24 protein-coding genes, 1 pseudogene and 1 riboswitch are annotated in these 23140 nt (G+C 47.8%); of the genes and pseudogenes, 17 read left to right on the top strand and 8 right to left on the bottom strand.

Going from position 1 to position 23140, the window contains the following annotated elements:
- The first annotated feature begins 341 nt into the window (after positions 1 to 341).
- Positions 342 to 1325, top strand: a complete 984-nt coding sequence (locus KNO86_RS04705; protein ID WP_214693474.1) for an L-lactate dehydrogenase — start codon at positions 342 to 344, stop codon at positions 1323 to 1325.
- Between the two features lie 36 nt (positions 1326 to 1361).
- Here KNO86_RS04705 and KNO86_RS04700 read toward each other — a convergent pair whose 3' ends face one another.
- Entirely contained in the window at positions 1362 to 2744 is a 1383-nt protein-coding gene (locus KNO86_RS04700; RefSeq protein WP_214693472.1) for an alanine/glycine:cation symporter family protein, read from the bottom strand.
- Between the two features lie 92 nt (positions 2745 to 2836).
- On the opposite strand from KNO86_RS04700, the gene KNO86_RS04695 reads away from it, so the two are divergent.
- From KNO86_RS04695 to KNO86_RS04660, 8 genes are all read left to right on the top strand, one after another.
- Positions 2837 to 3109 (top strand): acylphosphatase, encoded by a 273-nt coding sequence (locus tag KNO86_RS04695; RefSeq protein ID WP_214693470.1) that lies wholly within the window; start codon positions 2837 to 2839, stop codon positions 3107 to 3109.
- Positions 3110 to 3312: 203 nt separating this feature from the next.
- A complete protein-coding gene (brnQ, locus tag KNO86_RS04690; protein WP_214693468.1) occupies positions 3313 to 4632 on the top strand; it encodes a branched-chain amino acid transport system II carrier protein in 1320 nt (439 codons plus the stop codon).
- A 105-nt stretch (positions 4633 to 4737) separates the two neighbouring features.
- Positions 4738 to 5919, top strand: coding sequence for an MFS transporter (locus tag KNO86_RS04685; protein ID WP_214693467.1), 1182 nt, complete (start codon positions 4738 to 4740; stop codon positions 5917 to 5919).
- An 11-nt stretch (positions 5920 to 5930) separates the two neighbouring features.
- A complete protein-coding gene (locus tag KNO86_RS04680; protein ID WP_214693465.1) occupies positions 5931 to 6776 on the top strand; it encodes a DUF72 domain-containing protein in 846 nt (281 codons plus the stop codon).
- Positions 6777 to 6785: 9 nt separating this feature from the next.
- Positions 6786 to 8132 (top strand): bifunctional metallophosphatase/5'-nucleotidase, encoded by a 1347-nt coding sequence (locus KNO86_RS04675; RefSeq protein WP_214693463.1) that lies wholly within the window; start codon positions 6786 to 6788, stop codon positions 8130 to 8132.
- A gap of 48 nt (positions 8133 to 8180) precedes the next feature.
- Positions 8181 to 8549: a YutD family protein gene (locus tag KNO86_RS04670; protein WP_074033531.1), complete on the top strand. Its 369-nt coding sequence runs from the start codon at positions 8181 to 8183 to the stop codon at positions 8547 to 8549.
- Between the two features lie 163 nt (positions 8550 to 8712).
- On the top strand, positions 8713 to 9018 hold the full coding sequence (locus tag KNO86_RS04665) for a hypothetical protein (protein ID WP_074033530.1): 306 nt from the start codon (positions 8713 to 8715) through the stop codon (positions 9016 to 9018).
- 103 nt (positions 9019 to 9121) lie between these two features.
- Positions 9122 to 9793, top strand: a complete 672-nt coding sequence (locus KNO86_RS04660) for a DUF975 family protein (protein ID WP_214693461.1) — start codon at positions 9122 to 9124, stop codon at positions 9791 to 9793.
- Between the two features lie 42 nt (positions 9794 to 9835).
- Here the strand turns inward: KNO86_RS04660 and glpX are convergent, their stop codons facing one another.
- Complete coding sequence (gene glpX, locus KNO86_RS04655; RefSeq protein ID WP_047795127.1) at positions 9836 to 10816, bottom strand: class II fructose-bisphosphatase; 981 nt, start codon at positions 10814 to 10816, stop codon at positions 9836 to 9838.
- A gap of 158 nt (positions 10817 to 10974) precedes the next feature.
- Between glpX and KNO86_RS04650 the strand changes: the two genes are divergently transcribed.
- Together KNO86_RS04650 and KNO86_RS04645 are read left to right on the top strand one after the other, a co-directional pair.
- Complete coding sequence (locus tag KNO86_RS04650) at positions 10975 to 11418, top strand: DUF86 domain-containing protein (protein WP_214693459.1); 444 nt, start codon at positions 10975 to 10977, stop codon at positions 11416 to 11418.
- A gap of 4 nt (positions 11419 to 11422) precedes the next feature.
- Entirely contained in the window at positions 11423 to 12202 is a 780-nt protein-coding gene (locus tag KNO86_RS04645) for a TIGR01457 family HAD-type hydrolase (protein WP_214693457.1), read from the top strand.
- Between the two features lie 19 nt (positions 12203 to 12221).
- Here the strand turns inward: KNO86_RS04645 and KNO86_RS04640 are convergent, their stop codons facing one another.
- Positions 12222 to 12449 carry a NifU family protein gene (locus KNO86_RS04640; protein WP_012726833.1) on the bottom strand — a complete coding sequence of 76 codons (228 nt, stop codon included), beginning with the start codon at positions 12447 to 12449 and terminating at the stop codon, positions 12222 to 12224.
- Between the two features lie 128 nt (positions 12450 to 12577).
- On the opposite strand from KNO86_RS04640, the gene KNO86_RS04635 reads away from it, so the two are divergent.
- Positions 12578 to 12865 carry a YuzD family protein gene (locus KNO86_RS04635; RefSeq protein ID WP_224861643.1) on the top strand — a complete coding sequence of 96 codons (288 nt, stop codon included), beginning with the start codon at positions 12578 to 12580 and terminating at the stop codon, positions 12863 to 12865.
- Between the two features lie 227 nt (positions 12866 to 13092).
- Here KNO86_RS04635 and KNO86_RS04630 read toward each other — a convergent pair whose 3' ends face one another.
- A complete protein-coding gene (locus tag KNO86_RS04630; RefSeq protein ID WP_214693454.1) occupies positions 13093 to 14523 on the bottom strand; it encodes a S8 family peptidase in 1431 nt (476 codons plus the stop codon).
- 243 nt (positions 14524 to 14766) lie between these two features.
- Positions 14767 to 15822, bottom strand: a complete 1056-nt coding sequence (locus KNO86_RS04625) for an NAD(P)/FAD-dependent oxidoreductase (RefSeq protein WP_214693452.1) — start codon at positions 15820 to 15822, stop codon at positions 14767 to 14769.
- A 98-nt stretch (positions 15823 to 15920) separates the two neighbouring features.
- Between KNO86_RS04625 and KNO86_RS04620 the strand changes: the two genes are divergently transcribed.
- On the top strand, positions 15921 to 16157 hold the full coding sequence (locus tag KNO86_RS04620; protein ID WP_074033523.1) for a YuzB family protein: 237 nt from the start codon (positions 15921 to 15923) through the stop codon (positions 16155 to 16157).
- A gap of 202 nt (positions 16158 to 16359) precedes the next feature.
- On the top strand, positions 16360 to 17571 hold the full coding sequence (locus KNO86_RS04615; RefSeq protein ID WP_214693450.1) for a NupC/NupG family nucleoside CNT transporter: 1212 nt from the start codon (positions 16360 to 16362) through the stop codon (positions 17569 to 17571).
- Between the two features lie 40 nt (positions 17572 to 17611).
- Here the strand turns inward: KNO86_RS04615 and KNO86_RS04610 are convergent.
- Positions 17612 to 18184, bottom strand: a pseudogene (locus KNO86_RS04610) (nucleotidyltransferase family protein).
- Positions 18185 to 18255: 71 nt separating this feature from the next.
- The gene (locus tag KNO86_RS04605) at positions 18256 to 18843 is read right to left on the bottom strand and encodes an ECF transporter S component (RefSeq protein WP_214693438.1); all 588 of its coding nucleotides are present in this window, start codon (positions 18841 to 18843) and stop codon (positions 18256 to 18258) included.
- 163 nt (positions 18844 to 19006) lie between these two features.
- Positions 19007 to 19149: riboswitch (FMN riboswitch) on the bottom strand.
- A gap of 98 nt (positions 19150 to 19247) precedes the next feature.
- Here KNO86_RS04605 and KNO86_RS04600 point away from each other — a divergent pair.
- Both KNO86_RS04600 and KNO86_RS04595 read left to right on the top strand, forming a co-directional pair.
- Positions 19248 to 19604 carry a HesB/IscA family protein gene (locus tag KNO86_RS04600; RefSeq protein WP_074033519.1) on the top strand — a complete coding sequence of 119 codons (357 nt, stop codon included), beginning with the start codon at positions 19248 to 19250 and terminating at the stop codon, positions 19602 to 19604.
- A gap of 111 nt (positions 19605 to 19715) precedes the next feature.
- Positions 19716 to 20570 carry an NAD-dependent epimerase/dehydratase family protein gene (locus KNO86_RS04595; RefSeq protein ID WP_214693430.1) on the top strand — a complete coding sequence of 285 codons (855 nt, stop codon included), beginning with the start codon at positions 19716 to 19718 and terminating at the stop codon, positions 20568 to 20570.
- Positions 20571 to 20609: 39 nt separating this feature from the next.
- On the opposite strand, the gene KNO86_RS04590 is transcribed toward KNO86_RS04595, so the two are convergent.
- Positions 20610 to 21587, bottom strand: a complete 978-nt coding sequence (locus KNO86_RS04590; protein WP_074033516.1) for an NAD(P)/FAD-dependent oxidoreductase — start codon at positions 21585 to 21587, stop codon at positions 20610 to 20612.
- Between the two features lie 263 nt (positions 21588 to 21850).
- Here KNO86_RS04590 and KNO86_RS04585 point away from each other — a divergent pair, with 263 nt between their 5' ends.
- Positions 21851 to 23062, top strand: a complete 1212-nt coding sequence (locus KNO86_RS04585) for an NAD(P)/FAD-dependent oxidoreductase (RefSeq protein WP_214693428.1) — start codon at positions 21851 to 21853, stop codon at positions 23060 to 23062.
- Positions 23063 to 23140: the final 78 nt, after the last annotated feature.

Here is a 23140-nt window from a genome sequence, read left to right as displayed (position 1 = left end):
GTGTTTATTACTTTGAAAAGCTCAGTAATCCCAAATTGTACTGGAGTATTGTGGCAACATATTCATTTGTCTCATTATGGAGTATATTAAAAATTGTCCGTATTTTATATTTTTAAAAATCTTTGAAGTAAGATCTTAACATTGCTTCAAAACAGTGAAAAACCTCTGACTAAGTTTAGGTTATAAAAGAGAAAAGGCGAGTGACCCGATTGATGCTGGGTCACTCGCCTTTTGTACAATAAAATTTAATGTATTCGTGTATTTTTCATGCGGCTTTTGTCGTTAAAGATGGAAGAGTCGGGTATGCTAAAAAGAGAATGATATAGAAAGGAAGGATCTATATGACACGTATTCCGCATAAAGATGATATTGACCCGAAAGACATCACTCGCATCGCCGTCATCGGTGCCGGTTGGGTCGGGGTCAGTTTTGCTTATCAATTGTCAACGGCAGCCCTTTGTGAAGAGCTCGTCTTAATCGACTCGAATCATGCCAAAGCAGAAGGGGAGGCAATGGACCTGAATCATGGCATCTCGTTCGCCCCGACACCGGTCCGAATTTGGGCAGGGGATTACTCGGATTGTAAAGACGCAGACATCGTCGTCATCACGGCAGGTGCGGCGCAAAAACTCGGTCAAACGCGGATGGACCTCGTTGAGCAAAACGCGAAAGTCGTCCGCACCGTGACACAAGACTTGATGAAGAGTGGATTTGACGGCATCTTAGTCGTCGCGACGAACCCGGTCGATGTGATGGCACACGTCGCTTGGAAAGCATCGGGTCTACCGAAAGAACGTGTCATCGGGTCAGGGACCGTCCTCGATACGGCGCGACTCCGTTACAAGCTCGGAGACTATTTCGAACTGTCGCCACGAAACTGCCACGCTTATTATATGGGGGAACATGGCGATACGGGATTTGTCGCATGGAACAACGCGCGCATCTATGGAAAGAGTATCGATGAACTGTTGGCAGAGAACGAAAAGTATCAGTTCGAGGATTTGGAATCCATCTATACAGACGTACGCGACGCTGCTTATCAGATTATCGAGTATAAGAGTGCCGCCTATTATGCGATTGGGGTCGGCTTGTTACGTATCATTCGGTCCATCGTTCGAAATGAAAACTCCGTCGTCACGATTGGGGCTCATTTAGAAGGCGAGTATGGGGCGAGTGACGTGCATATCGGTGTACCAGCCTTGATTGACCGGAGCGGCATTCGCAAGATCATCGAGATTGAATTGACGGACGAAGAACAACAGAAGTTTGATGCCTCGGTACAAGCCATCAAGGCTGGAATCGAGAAAGTCGAACCAGCATCCTAAAAAAAGATCCGACTGCACAAGCAGTCGGATTGTTGGTTAAGACGCCTCTTCTTCGGCGATATCTTTCTTATAGTACTTCTCGGACGTGAAGAATTCGGTCGTTAGTCGCTTCACTTCGCTACTGAGTAACAATACGGCAATCATGTTCGGGATGAGAATCATCGCGAGCATCAAGTCGAGGAAGTTCCAAATCATTTGAGCGCCTCCAATCGAACCGATAACGATGGAGACGATATAAACGGCCTTCATGATTTTTCCTGCCGTCAAACCGAACAAGTACTCCGCCTGACGCGAGCCGTAAAAGATAATGACGATGATTGTCGAGAGCACAAAGAAAATAAGGGAGATGGTGACGAGTAAACTTCCCGTATACCCAAAGTATTCACGGAAGGCGATCGTTGTCAATGCTGCTGGGTCTTCCATTGCCCCATCAGCCGTCCAAACGCCTGAAGACAAGACGACGAAGGCTGTCGTACTACAAATGATCAACGTATCGATGACGATTCCGATGACCGCCCAGAATCCTTGGCGCACCGGGTGATCCGTCTGTGCAGCGGCATGGGCGATTGGTGCCGTCCCAAGACCGGCTTCATTCGAGTATAGACCGCGGGCGAAGCCCCAACGAATTGTTTCGGCGACTGCGGCTCCGGCGAAACCACCGAACGCGGCCATCGGCTCGAACGCGTAAGAGAAAATAAGACTGAGCACGTTTGGAATCTCAGACAAGTTCATCAACACGATGATGAGTCCGGCTCCGACGTAGACGAGCGCCATCCCAGGAACGACGATCTCGGTCACTTTCGCGATCCGTTTCAGACCACCGAAGACGATGATGCCGACAAGAACGGCAACGATAATGCCGGTGATGAGTGTGTTTCCGTTGAACGTCTCACGGACTGCGGAGCTGACGGCGTTCCCTTGTACCATGATACTCGGGATGAGTTCGATCATGAGGGCGAAGGCGAACCAAGTCGCAAGCCATTTCCAACGAAGTCCTTTTGATATGTAGTAAACAGGTCCACCGACAAATTCGCCGGCGTCATTCTTTTCACGATAGTGTACGGCCAGTACGCTCTCCGAAAACTTGATGGCCATGCCGATGATGGCAATGACCCACATCCAGAAGATGGCACCCGGTCCCCCGAACATGATCGCTGCAGGTACACCGATGATGTTCGCGGCCCCGACTGTTGAAGAGAGCGCTGACGTTAAGGCTTGTCTTGGGCTTATGTCGCCTTCACCTTTTGGTTTTTTAAAGATGCTGCCGAACGTTTGCTTGAATATGTAGATCGGATAGCGAAACTGAAAGAAACCAAGTTTAATGGTAAGAAACACACCGGACAAGACGAGTAACGAGATGATCGGCACGCCCCAAAGCCAATTCGAAAAACTCGTGACGATATCGATAACTGCATTCATATAACCACTCCAATTCCATTATTTTACTTAAATACTGTTTCCTAAAGTAAGGACCTCTAAACATCTTTGTCAAAATAAAGGAGGAATATAGAATGAGAGTCGCCAAACATTTGGTCGTATCTGGACGTGTCCAAGGCGTCGGGTTTCGATACTTTTCACAAGAGACCGCTCGCCAATACGGAATCAAAGGATGGGTTCGAAACTTGAATGACGGAACGGTCGAACTTCATGTAGAAGGCACACATGAAGACATCGAGTCATTTCAAAAAGCTTTACAAGACGGAAATCGTTTCGTCGGCGTCGAGCGAATTGATGAAGCGAAGACAGACGATCAAGGATTCCGGAAGTTTGACATTCGTTATTAAACGCTTACATTCTCCTTCATATCGAAGGGGATTTTTTTGTGAAATCTACATTTCAAAAAATTAAACCTCGAATTTTGGAGATGGGGTGGTCAAACGATAGGAAGTGTGTATAATGAAATAGACCAAGCGATATATTGTCAGAAAATTTAGTTATTATTTTTTTGTTAATTCGTTCGGAATATCAAGTGTATGGAGGTAGTTGTATGAAAAAATCGACATTGTTCCCGTTAGCGTTTACGATTTTTGCTTTATTCTTTGGGGCCGGGAACTTGCTGTTCCCACCAGAGCTCGGCGCCTTGGCGGGGGAAAACCTCGTACCGGCGATGATCGGGTTCGTCATTACGGGTGTCGGTTTACCGCTTCTTGCTTTGTTCGCAGTCGCTCGGGTCGGCGGCGGAACAGACCAAATTGCTCGGTACATTCCTAAACGTCTCGCGCTCGTCTTGACGGGATTGATGTACGTAGCCATCGGGCCATTCTTCGGAATCCCACGTACGGCCGCTGTCACGTATGAAATGGGACTTGTTCCGTTTCTCGACGCACCTTCAACTTTGACACTCGCGATGAGTTCGACCGTCTTTTTCGGGTTGACGTTCTTCTTGACGCTTCGTGCTCAAAAGTTGATTGAAGTCATCGGACGAATCATCACACCAATCCTCTTGTTCTTGCTCGCAGCGATTGGAATCACGAACCTTGTCGCTCCACTCGGAGAGCCAGGAGCTCCAGCAGAAGGGTTTGAGACATGGGTTGGCGCACTCGGTCAAGGTTTCCAACAAGGTTATTTGACGATGGATGTATTCGGGGCCCTCGTCTTTGGGGCAATCGTCCTCGTCACGTTGAAAGCCAATGGATTGAGTGACCAAAAAGAAGCGTCTTCACTCCTTCGCTCTGCAGGGATGCTCGCGGTTACCTGTTTGATGCTCGTCTACATCTCGCTCGGATCAATCGGTGCGAATATGACGGTCGCAGAAGGAACAACGAGTGGCGCAAGCCTTCTCCAAGCGTTCGCTGGTACGTCATACGGACAAGTCGGAATGCTCGCTCTCGGGTTAGCGGTCTTCCTCGCTTGTTTGACGACAGCGGTCGGACTCATCTCGGAGTTTTCACGCTTCATCAGCAATCAATTTGATTCACTCAAATACCACCATGTCGTCATCGCGACTACATTGTTCGGCTATTTGATTTCACTCGTCGGATTGGGCACGTTGATCCAAATCGCGGTCCCACTGCTCACGCTTCTCTATCCGGTCATGATCGCGCTCGTGCTCGTGTCGGTGACAGAACGTCTTCAACGCAACCCTGGTGTGGCGATGAAGGCTACAATCTACACGGCACTCGTTCTTTCGTTGTTTGAAACGTGGAACGGCATCCAGCCGTCTGCGGTCACGTCTTGGATCTCAAGCTTGCCAATGGCGGAAATCGGTCTTGCTTGGGCGGTTCCAACGATGATTGTCTACGTGATCACACTCCTTCTTCCGAAGGGTGCATCGCAAGAATCACTTGCTCAGTCACGCATCTCATAAGTCTAGCCCATCCTTTGGTTAAGGATGGGCTTTTTTCTGTCTTATTGTTTGCCCATATGTGAGCTCAAACAGTAAAATGGAAAGATGAAAAGGAAGTGACATGCGTTGACAACAAAACAAAAAAATCAATTGGCGATCCTCATGTTAAATATGTTTATCGCCGTCGCCGGCTTCGGGATTATCATCCCGATTATTCCGGATTACTTAAAGATGATTGGCGAAGGGGGAACCGCTGCCGGATTGATGATTTCCGTATTCGCGGGTGCTCAGCTCGTCATGTCACCGATTGCGGGGAAATGGGCAGATGTTTATGGTCGTCGCTTGATGATTATTTTAGGTCTCATCGGATTTACCATCTCGATGGGCGTCTTCTACCTATCGGATAATTTAACAATCCTGCTCGTGTCGCGTGCCATTGGGGGAGTCGGGGCCGCGTTATTGATTCCGGCCATCTTTGCCTATGTCGCGGATATCACGACGCTCGAACAGCGAGCGCGAGGAAACAGTTATATTTCCGCGGCAATGTCATTAGGAATTGTCGTCGGACCAGGGATTGGTGGATTTTTTGCCGAGTTCGGGCTAAAGACACCACTACTCGTCTCAGCAATCGTTTCGTTCATTGCTGTCATTTCATCCGTTCTTCTTTTAAAAGAACCGGACCGTGCTCCTTACGTGGCACCGAAAATAAAGGAATCATTACCGACACAATTGGTCATGTCGACACGTAAACCATACTTCTTCGTGTTATTGATCAACTTAGTCATGGCGTTCGGACTCATGGCGTATGAATCAGTGCTTGGATTATACGTCAGTGAAATGTTCAGCGCGACGCCTCAAGAGATTGCGATCATGGTGACGGGAACGGGCGTTGTCAGTGTCATCGTCCAACTGTTCGCGGTAGACCGTTTAGTCGAGTTGATGGGAGAGGTCAAAGTCGTTCTCGCCTTCATCGCGCTCGCGGCGTTTGGTTTCTTATTATCGCTCTTCGCGGGAACGTATATGTTGTTCTTTGCAGTGACACTCGTCATTTTCTTGTCGACGTCGATCTTGCGCCCGGTATTGAACACGCTCGTCTCAAAACTTGCCGGAAACGAGCAGGGACTCGCGATGGGGATGAACAACGCCTATATGAGCATCGGAAATATTTTAGGACCGACACTCGCGGGTATTGCGTTTGATATTGATATGCGCTATCCGTTCATCATGGGGCTGATCTTGTTGCTCATTACGTATACAGGCACATGGAACTGGTCGAAACGGAAAGCGACCGTCATTTCGGAGTCATAAAGGAGGACGCTATGATTTACGTTGGTGTGACTGGGTGGGGTGACCACGATCTGTTATATACGACCCCAGAGGAACGAAAACATAAACTATCGACGTACGCGGGTCATTTCCCGACCGTTGAAGTCGATTCGACATTTTATGCGATACAGCCCGTGAAAAATTTCGAGAAGTGGAATGCTGAGACGCCGGACCATTTCCAATTTGTCGTCAAAGTTTCCCGGGAAATGAGCGGGCATGACCGTGAACCGAAAACGCCACTTATTGAATTGTTTGAGCGTTATCGTGTTTCGGTTGACCCATTGAAACAGGCAGGAAAGTTACGTGCCGTACTCGTCCAACTTCCGCCTTGGTTCGACGTATCGAAACCACATCTCGACTATTTGCGAACACTCCGTGCCGAACTCTCTGATTATGAGATTGCCATCGAGTTTCGTAATCCGACTTGGTTCTCTGAAGCGTTCCGGGACCGTACGCTTCAATTTTTAAAGGAACAGCGATTCATCAATACGATTTGTGATGAGCCCCAGACGAAAGAGAGTAGCATTCCGTTCGTGCCGGTCGTGACGCACCCTGAGGTAGCCGTCGTTCGATTACATGGACGTAATACATCAGGTTGGCTCAAAAAGCCGGGCATGACGAGCCAAGAATGGCGGCACGTCCGTTGTCTATATCGCTATAGCGAGGAAGAACTTCAGGAACTCGCCGCCTCGCTCCGCGAGATTGACCGTGAAGCGAAAGATGTGTATGTATACTTTAACAACAACTCGGCCGGGGACGCGGCTCCGAACGCCAAACGTTTGATTGAAATTCTTGGGCTCGAATACGAGCTTGCACCTAGACAAATTAGTCTGTTTTAGAAGGAAGGGATGGCCGTGACGAAACTTACTATTTTTCATTACAATGATCTTCACTCAAAGTTCGACCAATGGCCGAAACTTGTTTCATTTCTAGAAGAACGTCGCACAGACGATACCCTCTACTTTGATTTAGGGGATCATGCCGATCGCACACATCCGGCGACTGAAGTGACGCGTGGGAAGTTGAACGTTCGCTTACTCGAGCGACTTCAACCGACGGCCGTCACGATTGGAAACAATGAAGGCATCACGTTTCCACACGATTGGTTAGCCGAGTTATATGAAGAGGCGACGTTCCCGATTTTGCTTGGGAATGTGTATGAAGCAGACGGGTCGCGACCAGATTGGGTCGAAGAAACCCTTGTTCTTGAACGTGATGGGTTAAAAATTGGCTTATTTGGTGTCACAGCTCCTTATGAAGAGTTGTATCCCGAACTTGGTTGGCAAATCGAATCGCCTTACGAAGCGACAAAGCGAGCGCTAGAGCGGTTGGCACATTGTGATGTCATCATCGCACTCAGTCATCTCGGTTTCTTCGGGGATGAACGATTAGCAGACATGTATCCTGACATTGACGTCATCCTCGGTGCCCATACGCATCACGTTTTAGATGAAGGCGTGACGACGAACGGAGTGCTCATTGCACAAGCCGGAAAATATGGGAAGTATGTCGGGGAAGTGACGCTGACGCTCGGTGAGTCAGGAGTCGTTTCAAAAGAAGCTCGCCTCCACGAACTGTCACAGCAATCAGATAGTCCAGATACGTTGGCGTTGTTAGATACAGAAGGGGCAGATGCCGAACGCCTCCTCGATATCACGATTGCAGAAACGGAAGGATATGCATCTGATTGGTTCGGGCATTCTCCGCTTGGTGAGTTGCTTGTAGAGGGGATGGTCGAATGGTGTGCAGCCGATGTCGGGATCATTCCGTCCGGAGTCGTCCTAGACGGTCTTGCTTCAGGAAAAGTCACGCTAAACATGTTGCATCGGATCTGTCCACATCCAATCAATCCATGTGTCCTGACGCTTGACGGTAAGACGCTCGAACGATTTTTACATGACGTAAACGAGGAAACGTTCACGAATATGCACGTCAGAGGTCTAGGGTTCAGAGGCACCGTACTCGGCGAGCCGAGTTACTATCAAATCGAACAGCGGGACGGTCAGTACTATGTCATGGGAGAAAAGCTAGATCCGAATCGGACATATCGCGTCGCGACGGTCGATATGTTGACGTTTGGACCGCTCCTTCCATACTTAGCAGACCAGCCGAAGCGATATTTCATGCCGGAATTACTACGGGATGTGTTGCGAGAGACGATTGTCGCTCGTCATGAGGTCATTCGAAAAGGATAGAGCCGTCATAGCGGGACATGCTATGATATTAGAGTGGAGGTGGGAGCGATGATTCGAGTGAATCGCCACGGATATACCGTTTTAGAAGAGAAGCGCGACGGATTTGATGAAGAAGCGTTTATCGCACGGTATAGTGACGTGCTTGATAAATACGACTATATTGTCGGTGACTGGGGACACGGACAGCTACGTTTGAAGGGGTTCTATGAACCGCAATCAAAGTTAGCGACGTATGAGAACCGGATTGATCACGTGATGGACTATGTATACGAGTATTGTAATTTCGGATGTCCTTATTTCGTTCTGAAGAAAGAGACGGACATTAACGAAGAAGAGAGTGGTCCTGTCTTTGGTGGAACGAAGCAGAAACTGAAGTTGAAGCGGAAGTTCAACAAAACTGAAGAGACGAATGCGTAAAGTGCTGAGCAATCAGCACTTTTTATATTTCTATATTACAGTTAATTTCCAAATATTTCGTTTAGGTAAAAAGTCATGACTTCGAGTTTAAGGGTTGGAAAAATGTGATAAATTGTCATTAAGGATACCTACGTAGTTTTGGTTTTTAGAGTGAGGTGATTGGATGCAACATGTACAAACGACCGTCGGGGATCGGGATGATGTCCATAATCGAATTCATAATCTCGGACTAGGGATACTAGCCATGTTCTTTTTTGGCTTTCATATCATGATGACCTTTTATTTTACGGCGGCAGTCATTCTTTTTGAACTCATTCATGTGTTGATCGTCCGTCGCTTTGAATACAGCCACTCTTTTTTACGGAGTCGCGTTTTCAAAGTTACATCTCACCTAGCGTTTTCGCTCGGAGTCCTCTTGTTGATCTTATCCATGTCTCAGTTCTTTTTAGGTAACGTAATGATTCGTTAAGCGGAAAGGGAAAAATCCTTTCCCTTTTTTTATGTTTTTTTGAAACGTCCTTCAACCTTTTCACGTACACTGTAGAGAAGACTATAAAAAAGGATGGGTTACAATGAGATCTGAATGGAAACAACATGCACGACAAGCGATGAAAGGAAAATGGTGGCTCATGGCTGGGTTGGCGCTCTTGTTCATGATCATCAACGGGATTCCACAAGGATTTGCTCCAAGTGTGGACCCAAATTCTACAGAGCCACTCACATCGACAGACGTCACGTTAAGTTTTGTGTCGAACGTGCTTCAAATCTTGATTGCGCCACTTGCCATCGGTTGGTCATGGCTCGCGCTTAACGTATCACGCGGAAATGGTGCATCACTCTCGACATTGTTCAAGCCGTTCCAAAAACGTTATGTGAAACATGTCATCACGTCTTTCGTGATGGGTGTGTTCCTCGTATTGTGGACGTTATTGCTCATCGTACCTGGAATCATCAAAGGATTCTCGTACTCGCTTACGCCGTATATCTTACGTGATCAGCCTGAGCTTTCGGCACTCGAATCGATCACGGAATCGCGTCGTCTCATGGACGGGCACAAGATGGAAGCATTCATGCTCTTCTTGTCGTTCTTCGGGTGGTTCCTCGTCGGTATTTTGACATTAGGGATTGGGTTCTTCTTCATCGGGCCTTACTTCTCGACAACGTATGCGACGTTCTATGACTCGATTCGCGACAATCAAGTTGGTTCGGACGAGCCGGTACACGGAACGGAACAAGGATTCTAATCAACAAAACGCCTCGCTCATTTTATTGAGCAAGGCGTTTTTTTAGGCGTTGACTTCAGTTTTTTGTAAGTATGGCTTCAATGACAAGTGATGTTCAGCCACGACTTTACGAATCGTGCGTGTCTTCGAGCGCATGACGAGTGACGTCGTCTCGACGATATCATCCGTCAAGAACTTGACGCCATCGAGCAACTCACCTGACGTGACACCCGTTGCAGCAAAGATGCAGTCGTCGCTCTTGACGAGGTCGTCGAGCGTGAGGAGTTGAAGTGGGTCTTCAATTCCCATTGAGATGACGCGAGCTGATTCCTCTTCGTTCATCGGATGTAGACGGGCCTGCATGTCTCCACCAAGCGCTTTGACAGCAGCGGCTGTGATGACTCCTTCAGGAGCTCCACCTGTACTGATGAAAATATCGATTGGGTTCGATTTGACGGCAGCAGCGATTCCCGCAGACACATCGCCATCTTCGAATAGCTTGACGCGTGCGCCGACATTCATGACGGCTTGACGAAGATGTTCGTGGCGGTCACGGTCTTGCATGATGACCGTTACTTCTTCGATACGCTTGTTATTATATTTCGCAGCTTTTTCAATGATTGACTCGAGTGGTTCGTCGAGTGAGACTTTCCCTTTTAAGTTTGGACCGACGACAAGCTTGTCCATGTACATATCTGGTGCGTGGAGGAGGGCACCTTCATCAGCAACGGCGATGACGACCATCGCATCTCCAAGGCCTTTTGCGACAATGGATGTTCCTTCGAGTGGATCGACAGCGATGTCAACTTTCGGGCCGAATGTCGTTCCGAGTTTTTCCCCGATGTAAAGCATTGGAGCCTCATCGAGTTCACCTTCTCCGATGACAACTGTCGCGTCCATGTTGACCGTTCCAAGAACTTCTCGCATCGCTGACGTTGCCGCATCATCGGCCTCGTTCTTTTGCCCGCGTCCAATCCATTTCGATGATGCGAGTGCTGCTGCTTCCGTTGCCCGTACGATTTCTAATGCTAATTCACGTTCCATAGTGTTGTACCCTCCACGTTATCTCTATTCAATGTGTTATACTTTTTACGGCTTAAATCCGTTGATTAGTGTATCACAATTTTATAAATGATGTAAATAGGACAGATTCTTTTCTCCTGACCGAAAAAAGATTAGTATTAACAGCAGGGGGGATCATCATGTATTTTGTGAATAGAGAGAAGATTAATCAGACACTGGAACAAATGGAGACGATGTTAGCGCATACCGATCAATTGACGGGGGATGCGTTCACGGTGGAACTTGCGAAACAGCGAATGGCCGTCCTTCTTATGGAAGGTGTCATCGATGTTGGGAACTCGATGATTGACGGATTCATTATGCGAGATCCGGGCAGTTATGAAGACATTGTCGAGATCTTACTGGATGAGCGCGTACTCGATGAGACGACGGCGAACGCGACGAAAGCGCTCGTCGGATTACGTGCCTACTACGTTCGTGAGTTTGTGCACGCCGATGCATCAAAATTTGATGAGTGGGTGAAGACGTCGAAACAAGACTTCACGGCGTTCTCCGAACAAGTTCGTCACTACTTAGAAGTCGAGCTTGGACCAGTGTCCGCATTCTTACCAGAAAGCGAGTGATTGGATGGAACCGATTAAAGGATATTTGTTTGATTTAGACGGCACGATGTATGCCGGTACAGAACCCGTTCAGGCAGCGGTTGATTTCGTCAACGAATTAGAAGCGACGGGCGTTCCGTATTTGTTCGTCACGAACAACGCATCGATGACGCAACAACAAATCGCGGATAAATTGATTGCGATGGGCGCAAACGTGAAGGCGGAAAACGTCTTGACGAGCGCGATGGCGACGGCTTTTTATATTGAGAAGATGTCGCCAGGAGCAACCGTCTATATGATTGGGGAAGACGGACTTCGTCTCGCGTTAGAGTCTCGCGGTTTTCATGTCACAGACGAACCGAAGGCGGACTACGTGGTCATCGGACTCGACCGACACATCACGTATGAGAAGTTGGCGCGAGGCGCAATCGCCATCCGTTCGGGGGCTCGATTCATCTCGACGAATGGGGATATCGCCATTCCGACCGAACGTGGATTTTTACCGGGGAACGGATCACTCACGTCCGTGTTGACCGTGACGACGGAGAAAGATCCTTTCTTCATCGGAAAGCCGGAACCGGTCATGATTGACATCGCACTCGACATGATTGGGTTGAATAAAGAAGATGTCGTCATGGTAGGGGATAACTATCACACAGATATTTTATTTGGAATCAATGGTGGCATTCGTACACTCCATGTGAATTCAGGTGTACATGGACCGGCATTTATCCAAGAACAAGAAAAACTCCCAACCTATATGGTCGAGAGCTTAGATGAATGGAAGCATGAAAAAAAGGGATGACGAATGTCTCCCTTTTTGCTTAGAATACTTGTTCTACTTCGACGATCCCTGGTACTTCTTCGATGAGCGCACGCTCAATACCGGCTTTTAGCGTGATTGTTGAAGACGGGCAGCTGCCGCAAGCACCCATCAAACGGAGCTTGACGATGCCTTCTTCGACATCTACGAGTTCGACGTCTCCGCCGTCACGAAGCAAGAACGGACGCAATTTATCGAGCACTTCTTGGACTTGATCAAACATTTCCATGGTATCTACCCCTTTCTCGTTCTACTTTATTCTAGCAAGTTTGAGAGTGTTTCTCAATCATTTACGCTGAGCGTTTCATCATCGAGTAAGGGAAGGATTTTGTATAATGGTTTTGAGGGGGAATGAAGATGAAAATTACGGTATATGGGGCTGAAGTTCAATGTGCAAGTTGTGTCGGTGCACCGAGTTCGACCGAGACGTATGAATGGTTACAAAGTGCACTCGGGCGAAAGTATCCAGAGCAATCCTTTTCGTTCGAATACATCGACTTCGAACAAAGTGAAGACGAGTTCGCCCAGGCACTTAAAGAGGACGAATGGTTTTATCCGCTCGTCTTGCTAGACGGGGAAGTGATTGACGAAGGCGTCGTTCAGTTGAGAAAAGTATATGCGGCGATTGAAGCGAAGCAATCATAAATGAGTATTAAAGACAGACGGACCATGCGAATGCAAGGTTCGTTTTTTGTTTACCTATTCTTCCGAAAACGAAATATGAGGATTTGTTTTATCAGTTTTACAAAACTAGAGTACTTGTTGAACACTTTACCTGATGAATTGGAATCAAAAAAAAGACGAACCAGGTCGTATGATGCGACGTGGTTCGTCAATCAGTGAAGTCGAGCGAAGCGCTCGATTTTTTTCGGTTAAAGAAGTTGGAACGAAGACGTCGCTGAACCAGCTGTGTAACCAGTTAGCGTCGCGTCAGACTTCACTTGATACGTACCGCGTTGTGACCAAGAATTCGTGGAGAGTGTGAACGTGATCGCTCCTGAAGCATTCGTCTTGCCTGTACCGACGAGTGTCGCGCCGTTCGGTAGTGTGACCGTCACATGGACATCGGCGTTCGCGACCGCTTGGTCATTCGAATTACGTACTATTGAAGAAATCGAGACGACTTCACCCGCGTAGTAGTATGACTTTGAAGTCGATACTGTCGTCGTGAGTGCTTGTACCGGTTGTGTCGTACCACCAGAAGTAGGGGCTTGGACGAGTCCATTTCCGAACCAAGTGTCACGACCTGCCGTACCGAGGTCAATCGAATCTTGCGATAATTTCGTACGGAGTTGCGTGCTCGATAACGTTGGGAAGGCTTGCTTCATGAGCGCAAGGTTACCTGCAACGTAAGGTGTCGCCATCGATGTCCCGCTCATTTGACCGTAGCCGCCATTTGAGAGGGTTGAATTGATGCTGACACCAGGTGCCGCGACTTCGACTGTGCCACCTGTCGCTGAGAACGAGGCACGGTTGTTGTTGATATCCGTCGCAGCGACTGCGATTGCCGAACTGTAGCGTGCTGGGTAGTTGACGAGATCGCCTGACCCATCGGTACGTCCGTTGTTTCCGGCTGCCGCAACGACGAGGATGCCTGCGTTATTCGCACGATCCACGACTTGTTGGAGTGTCGTCGAGGGGCTTGTCGTCCCAAGACTCAAGTTGATGATGTCCATGTCATTTGTGATTGACCAGTCAATGCCGGCGATGATGCTTGATAGACTACCACTACCGTTCGCCTCAAGTGCTTTGACGGCATAGATGCTTGCCTCATGAGCGATTCCGACCGTACCGATGCTGTTGTTACGGGCTCCGATAATCCCGGCGACGTGCGTACCGTGACCGTTATCATCGGTGTAAGAACTCGTGACCGTACTAAACGAGGCACCACCAGCAATCGTTAAGTCAGGATGAGCGGAGATACCCGTATCGACGACGGATACTTTGACACCTTTCCCAGTGAACCCACTTTGCCAAGCGGAAGGAGCTTGAAGTTTAGGGATTCCCCAATCCTGGCTTTGGTTCTCGATATGTACCGTTTGATCGACTTCCACGTGTGCGACATGCGGGTTATTCTTCAGTCCGTTCAAGGCAGCTTTCGGAACTTCAAGTGCTGCTGCAGGAATATTCGAATACTGTTGTTTAACTTCCATGCCTTCAATCGAGAGCGGAATTTTCTTTGCCGATTCTTTGAAGACGACGAGAACGGGTTCTTTCTCTTTGTTCGGGGCGGCTTCCGCGCCTCCTGGGACGGTTGATAAGACGAGCAATGATGCAAGGACGGTGCTACAGATTTTCTTCAACTTGTTTCCTCCTTTAAGGTAGTAGGCAAGATGACAGGATGTCGTACTGACGTGTTCATAGAGTAACAAGTATTTCCAACGGATAGAATATGTCGATGGCATTAAAAATCTGAATATTTAGATAAGGATACAGGGGATTCAGATACAAGACTTTTGACTCAAGAGGACGTAACGGTAACAGAAAATCGGTGATGCGGTGCATGAAAAAAAGCGAATCGACCCGTCAGGTCCATTCGCAATTGTTTACTTGATGACTTTATGTTTCCAAAGAATTCCGGACTTCAACAAGCGGGCGACTTTGCCGGTGAGTGATTGTTTCCCCATGAACACCCCGAAGCCTGCTTTCTTACCGAGGGAACCGAGCGTCCCTTTCAATTTGATGTCTGGTAACTCTGGATAGGCAAGTCCTTTCCATTTACAGAGGAGCACTTGAACGATTTGTTCCGCCTGAGCTTCGGCGAGCTGTCCGGACGGTGCGTATGGCAAGCTTGCATTGTCTCCGACGACAAATACGTCCGGTAAGCCTGGTACGAAATGATGTTCCGTCAGTTTGACACGTCCGCCTCCATCAAGCTCCCATCCTTGATTGCGTACGACAGCGACCGGTTGAATACCGGCTGTCCATACGGTTAAGTCGGAAGGGAACAAATCTTCATGGTTCCATAAGCCATCGGCATCGACGCGTGTAATGTTGGCGTTGTTGATGACTTCGACCCCATGCTCTTCGAACCAAGATTGGACATACATGGAGACACGATTGGATAAGAACGATAGCACCGAAGGTCCACGGTCAAACAAGCGAACCGTCAAATCAGGACGACTCTCGCGTAGTTCGCTTGCGAGTTCGACGCCGGATAATCCGGCTCCAACGACTGAAACGACCGAGCCAGGTCGTAACCCGTTGATCGCTTGCTGTGTTTTTCGTGATTCTTCAAGTGTTTGAATACTGTACGTGAACTCTGCTGCCCCCTGGACGTTGTGATACTTGTCTTCACAGCCTAATCCGATGACGAGGTCATCATACGGTACTTTTTCTCCACTCGCGAGAAGAACCATCCTGTCTTCCGTATCGATATCCGTGACTTGTCCGTATATGTAGTCAATTTCTTCCGGAAAATCGATGCGAATATCGCGGTCCGAGACTGTTCCTGCAGCGAGCGCATAATACTCTGTTTTTAATCCATGATAAGGTAAGCGATCGACGAGCGTGACCGATACGTCCTTCAACTGATGTCCAAGAACTCTTTCGATGACACGCATACCCCCGTAACCGCCCCCTAAGACGACTAATTTGCGCATAATAATCCCCCTTTGTTACTCTTCAACTGTATCATGTTATAATCTGCCGTAGAAGAACCATTTTCCGATAATTCACGTAAAGAAAGACGGTGACATATATGATGAATCCAATCATCGAATTTTGCGCCTCGAATTTAGCGATGGGCTCACAAGTGGCCCGAGCGAAATTAGAGTCTGACCCTGATCTCGATGTGGTCGAATACGGCTGTACAGGCTACTGTGGCGTCTGTTCCCTCGACCTCTTTTGCCTCGTCGACGGGGAAGTCGTGACCGGTGAAACGCCGGATGAGTTGGTGACGAAGGTGTATGAAAAAATAGAAGAGATGGCATGGTAAAAAGTTTGAGGGATGACCTCAAACTTTTTTATTTCACCCGTTGCATTTTAAAAAGAGGGATGTTATATTCTAAGAGGTTCGAATGTAGGTTGTCTGACGTTTAACAACGAGAAAAAGAAAGCGTTTCAAACGGTAGGGCACATCTCTTTTCGGGTATGACACATATAATAGCTTTGTTTAATATGAAAGGAGCACAACATCAATGAAAATCATGAGTGTGGTTGGTATTTTGGCACTAATTGCAATCGCTTACATCTTCTCTACCAACCGTAAAGCCATCAAATGGCGCACGGTCTTGGCAGCGTTCGCTGTTCAATTTACGTTTGCTTTCCTTGTCCTGTATACGTCTTGGGGACGCAAAGCACTTGAAGTACTTTCTGAAGGCGTTCAAGCTGTCTTGAATACAGCGAATGCTGGGATCAGTTTTGTTTTCGGTACGGCAGTAGGGGGAGACAACTTTGTCTTCGCTTTCCAAATCTTGACGATTATTATTTTCATGTCATCATTAATCGCGTTACTTTACTACCTTGGCGTCATGCAGTGGGTCATCCGTATCCTCGGTACGGCACTCGCGAAAGCATTAGGAACGTCACGTAAAGAGTCACTTTCGGCTACAGCAAACATCTTCGTTGGTCAAACGGAAGCACCGCTTGTCATCAAGCCTTACCTTCCTACGATGACACAGTCTGAGCTCTTTGCAGTCATGGTCGGTGGTCTTGCATCGGTTGCTGGTTCTGTACTTGCTGGATACGCAGCACTTGGCGTACCACTCGAGTACTTGCTCGCAGCGAGCTTCATGGCAGCGCCAGCAGGTCTCTTGTTCGCGAAAATCATCGTTCCTGAATCAGAAGAAGTCGATGACAACATTGAGATTGCTGAAGATGAAGAGAATAAAGCGGCAAACTTTGTCGATGCAGCGGCACGTGGTGCGTCTGACGGTCTCTTCCTCGCATTGAACGTCGGTGCGATGCTTCTTGCATTCGTGTCATTGATCGCCCTTGTCAACTTGATTTTAGGTGGAATTGGCGGATGGTTCGGCTTTGACGGATTGTCACTTCAATTGATTCTCGGTTATGTGTTCGCACCACTCGCGTTTGTCATCGGTGTACCGTGGGCAGATGCTGTACAGTTCGGTAGCTTCCTCGGTCAAAAACTAGTCTTGAACGAATTCGTTGCATTCTCTGAGTTTGCACCAATCATCGGTTCTGGAGAATTGTCAGCGCGTACAGAGGCGATGACTGCATTCGCACTTTGTGGTTTTGCTAACATCTCATCACTCGCGATTCTTCTCGGTGGTCTTGGTGGTATGGCACCAAACCGTCGTGGTGACATCGCACGTATGGGTGTCCTCGCGATTCTCGCAGGTACGCTTGCAAACTTGATGTCAGCTACTTTGGCTGGACTTCTTCTCTAATTAGTATAACAAAACGCGATCACTTCGGTGGTCGCGTTTTTTAGTATAGGGATGATGTATACAATTTGACGTTCGGCCATTGAGCTGGCCAATTTTTTTGAGCCATTCGTTTCAAGTAGATTGGATGTTTTGAGGTGCTTGTTTCAAAATATGGTGTAGGTCTAGCTTGTAGTGTGAGAAGGTCTTGAACGCCATAGGGTGCTGAGAGAATGAGCTCACCGTCTACATTGAGACGTACCCCGATTGCGGTCACCGTCTCGGGGAAGTGCGCTAGCGCATCGACCGATGACGTATATGGTGGCAAATGGTTCACATGATGCATCCTCGCTTGGTTTTTTACAGACCAAGGTACGCTCGGGTCGAGTTGATTCAACACCTGTTCTAATTCTTTTTCGATGGATTCTTCTGACTAAGTAGGGTCGAAATAAATCACATCGACGTCGTCCGTTTGGGTCGGTGCATCGTATCCATGATGATGGTCCCATATTTTTGCGCGAATATAGCCCGCGCAAATCCACCAGTCGGGCAGATGAAGGGTAGCAACGGTGCGAAGAAGGTTCATAAGTTTTGCATCTTGTTGTAAGAAATCAATCAAATCCTGCTCGTGTTTCATCAATCAAACTCCTCCTGATCAATCAGATTGAAAAAAAGCACCTAGGCAACGCCTAAGTGCTCGTATATCGATTATGCTTGAAGTTGTACGCGCTGACGTTCGATCCACGGCTTCAATTTCAAGAAGAGTGGAACGAAGAGTGCGCTGATCAAGATCGCTTTAATCAAGTTGAACGGTAAGATCCCGTAAAGGACGAGGTCCGTCTTCACGGCCGGATCGGCCATGTCTGCCATTCCGAAGAAGAAGGCATAGGCTGGCAAGATGACGAGATAGTTTAAAATGGCGAGGCTGAGTGCCATCGTGATTGTACCGGCGAGTAGTCCAGAAGCGAGTGCTTTGTTCGTCTTCCGTTTGTGGTAGAACCATGCGACCGGGTACATGAATGCGACACCTGCGAAGAAGTTTGCGACCTCTCCGACCGGGACACCGCCACCGTTAAAGACATAGTACAAGACGTTTTTCAATCCGACGACCACGACACCTGCGAGTGGAGAAAAGACGATCCCAGCAATGAGTGCAGGAATGTCACTGAAATCCACTTTGAGGAATGGCGGTAAAAATGGGAGCGGGAAGTTGAATAGCATGAGTACGAACGAAATCGTCCCGAGCATCGCCAAAGTCACCATAGTTGTCAATCGTTTGTTGCGCGTAGTTTTCATCAGAATCTCTCCTTTAGGTCGCTCCTCGATGAATGGCACCCGTCGCATATAAAAACCCGATTGCAATGAAGACAATCGGGAGAGTTTACGCGCATACGAAATAGATGTTTTCCGAGGTGGAAAAGTCCACGTCAAAGAAAACATCCGGATATCGGTCGGATGCCGCCATCTTCTCCCATCCAGACTGTACTGTCGGCTTTCGAATCTCACGAAATCAGCAAGCAACGCCTTGCTCGCTCACGGGCTGAGAAGAATAAATTCTTCAATACCGCCGGTCGGGAATTTCACCCTGCCCCGAAGATGGAACGATTTAATTTTTTTTGTTACAGTTTAGTTATACAAGATAATGCACAAAACTACAAGTCAATTGACTTGAATTGAAGATAAAATGAGGAGGAGTTCAGATGATTCATTTGACAGAATCAGCAGCACTTCAAGTACAAGAGATGATGAAACAGACCGAACGCCCGGATGCACAATATTTGCGAGTAAAGGTCCAAGGTGGCGGATGTACAGGACTTTCATATGGAATGGGCTTTGATGAGGAAAAGACGGATAAAGATATTCAATTCGACCATCACGGCGTCCGCGTCATCGTCGCAGAAGTCGATCACGGGGTCGTCGATGGGCTCGAGATTGACTACAAGCAATCGATGCTCGGTGGAGGATTCACGATTAAAAACCCGAATGCCATCGCCACGTGTGGCTGCGGTTCGAGTTTCCGTACGGCAACGAACGCCGGTACACCAGGAGAATGTTAATTATTTTAGACTATGGAGCGCCATAGTCTTTTTTTGTGCGATTCGACCAGTTACGGAACGTCGGGGAAAGGGAATGTAGGGAAGAGAATCGTATTGAAGGGGGCTAGGGTGATGAGGAAAGTATTGATTTTTGGAGGATCGCGCTATTTCGGGAAACGACTTGCCTTGCGACTCGCGGAGGCGGGGGACGATGTGACGATTGTGACAAGAGGCCAACTACAAGTACCAGAAGACGAAGGGATACGGTCCATTAAAGGAGACCGACAATCGGTCGCGACGATGAAAGACTTGGCACGAGAACGGTATGACCTCGTCTACGACAATATTTGCTTTACCCCGTATCAGGCAAAAATCGCCTCGGATGCGTTCATGGACAAAGTCGGAAAGTATGTCCTGACGTCTACAATGTCGGTATACGCGCCGGGACCTGATTTAAAAGAGAGTGACTTTAATCCGCTCCATTATGAATATCATCTAGAAGCCGAGCATGACTACGGACAAGGGAAGCGAGAGGCAGAGTCGTTCTTCTTCCACCGGGCTTCGTTCCCAGTTGCGACCGTACGCTTACCGATTGTCCTCGGACCAGATGATTATACAGATCGACTCAAGTTTTATGTGGACGCGATTCGCAACGAGGAACCGATTGTGTTGCATCGTCCAGAAGCGAAAATGGGCTTCATCTCGAGCGCGGAAGCAGCAGCATTTTTAGAATGGGTGGGACGTGCGAACGTGACTGGACCCTTCAACGCTGCGAGTGACGGTCTCATCTCCATGGGTGCTTTAATGGAGCGAATCGGGCAACATGTCGGAAAACCTGTCCATATCATAAAAGATGGGGAGTCGTCCCCATATGATTCGGACGTCGACTATTACATGTCGATTGCTGAAGCGAAAAAGGCGGGCTTCGTGTTCACGCAACTCGATGACTGGATTGACCGGGTCATCATTCAAACGATGCGGAAATGAAAAAATCCTCTGTGGACACAGTCCACAGAGGATTAATCATTATTTCCCGGCAAATACAGATGTCGAGTGTTGCGGGTGACGGGCAGTCGGATCCACAAGTTGCTTCACTTGGTTGATGGCAATCGGTGCTTCACCGAAACCTGTTGCGATCAGCTTCACTTTTCCTTCATATGTGGCGATATCACCGCAAGCAAAGATCCCGGCAACTGTTGTTTCCATGCGTGAGTCGACACGGATTGTGTTCTTCTCAAATTCCATTCCCCAATTCTTGATTGGACCAAGAGATGACACGAATCCGTAGTTACAAATCAAATCATCAATCTCAACGATTTTTGACTCGCCGTCTTTATCCGTCAATTCAACAGATTCGATGTGTGTCTCACCTGAGAGTGACTCGATGTTGTACGGCGTAAGGACATTAATCGTCGATGCCTTCATTTGTTCGACCGTGTGTTCGTGAGCACGGAAACGGTCACGGCGGTGAACGATGTGTACTTCTTTTGCGATGCCTTCGAGCATGAGTGCCCAGTCGACAGCAGAGTCGCCACCACCGGCAATCATGACGCGGCGATCACGGAATTTCTCCATGTTATCGACAAAGTAATGAAGGTTTGCGTAATCTTCGCAACCGTCAAGACCGAGTGGACGAGCCGAGAAGGCACCGTTTCCGGCAGTGATAATGACCGCTTTCGTATGGTACTCTTCTTTATTCGTCGTCAAAACGAACGTGCCGTCCTCGAGACGTTCCACCGTTTCAACGGTTTCGCCGAGGCGGTAGTCTTGCTCGAATTGATCAGCCTGTGCTTTTAATTGATCAATCAAATCCTGTGCTTTCACTTTCGGGAAACCAGCGATATCATAAATATATTTTTCAGGATAGAGCGTTGACAATTGACCGCCGAGTTGCGGTAAACTTTCAATCAACGTCGTATCGAGTTGGCGCATGCCTGCGTAAAATGCGGTGAACAATCCAACCGGACCTCCACCGATGATGATTACATCTTTCGTCGTCTTCATCGAATTCCTCCTCAAAGCGTATACATTTATTATAGAGAGTTTATTGAATTAAATCCATTCAGTACAAACATGCAACACTTTCAAAAAAAATTCAAGAAGATAAGCTTTTTCATTGAGAATTCAAATTAAAGAGCGTACAATGAAACAGAAGCAATTGTGAACAGATGTTGAACAAGAATGGGCTTTATTGTGAACATCTATGTGAAGAAACACACAACATAGTTGTTCAAAAAAACAAAACTTTAAACAAGGTGGAAATGAACATGAAACGACCTAACATTGTTATTCTTGGCGCGGGCTTTGGCGGACTCATCACAGCCGTCAACCTTCAAAAGACACTCGCTGCAGGTGACGCGAACATCACGCTCATCAACAAGCATGATTATCACTACCAAACAACTTGGCTTCACGAACCAGCTGCTGGAACGATGAACCCAGACCAAGCACGCATTTACATTAACGACATTGTGAACCCGTCACGTGTGAAACTTGTCAAAGGGATCGTCGATCGCGTCGATACTGCTGCGAAACAAGTCACGCTTGAAGATGGTTCTGTCGTCGAATACGACTACGTTGTCATCGGCCTCGGCGGTGTACCGGAAACATTCGGTATCCCAGGCTTGAAAGAAAACGCCATGACAATCAGCTCATTGAACAGCGTTCGTAAAATTAAAGAGCACATCGAGTATTCATTCGCTCAATATAAAACAAACGGTTCTTCTGACAGCTCGTTCGTAACAATCGTTGTCGGTGGTGCTGGATTCACAGGAATCGAATTCCTCGGTGAAATCGTCAACCGAATCCCAGAGCTTTGCAAACAATATGACGTACCACGCGAAGCTGTTCGCATCGTCAATATTGAAGCAGCGCCAACGGTTCTTCCAGGTTTCGACCCAGAACTCACAACGTACGCACAGAAATGGTTGGAGCGTAACGGTGTCGAGATGAAACTCGGTAACGGAATCAAAGGTGTTGAGCCAGGTGTCGTTACGTTTGGTCCACTTCAAGGTGACACGACGGAGACGATTCATGCCAACACGATCATCTGGACAGGTGGCGTAAGTGGTAGCCCGATCATCGAAAAATCAGGATTTGAAGCGGTTCGTAACCGTGTCATAGTGGAAGCGGACAACCGTGCACCAGGTCACGACAACGTCTTCATTATCGGTGACTGCTCGGCAGTCATGGACCCTGCTTCGAACCGTCCATACCCACCGACGGCACAAATCGCAACACAACAAGCGCACAACGTTGCGAAAAACATCGCGGCACTCATCAATGGCAAATCGACTTCGAAGTTCACTTACGAGAGCAAAGGGACAGTCGCTTCGCTCGGTCATAACGATGGAATCGGAATCGTCATGGGTAAAAAAATCTTCGGTCGAAACGCTTCATTTATGAAGAAAGTGATCGACAACAAACACTTCATCGAATTGAAAAAATACGGACTCGTCCTCAAAAAAGGAAAGTTCTAATTTTCGATTAACGTACGGCTCGTTCTGATTCAGAACGAGCTGTTTTCTTTCGAAATTGTCATAGGAAGTTCTTTGACC

This window comes from Exiguobacterium sp. s160, from assembly GCF_018617575.1.
In the GTDB taxonomy this organism is placed as follows: Bacteria; Bacillota; Bacilli; order Exiguobacteriales; family Exiguobacteriaceae; genus Exiguobacterium; species Exiguobacterium aestuarii_A.
Note: the sequence above shows the minus strand (reverse complement) of the source record. Positions and strands in the feature narration are given on the sequence as shown.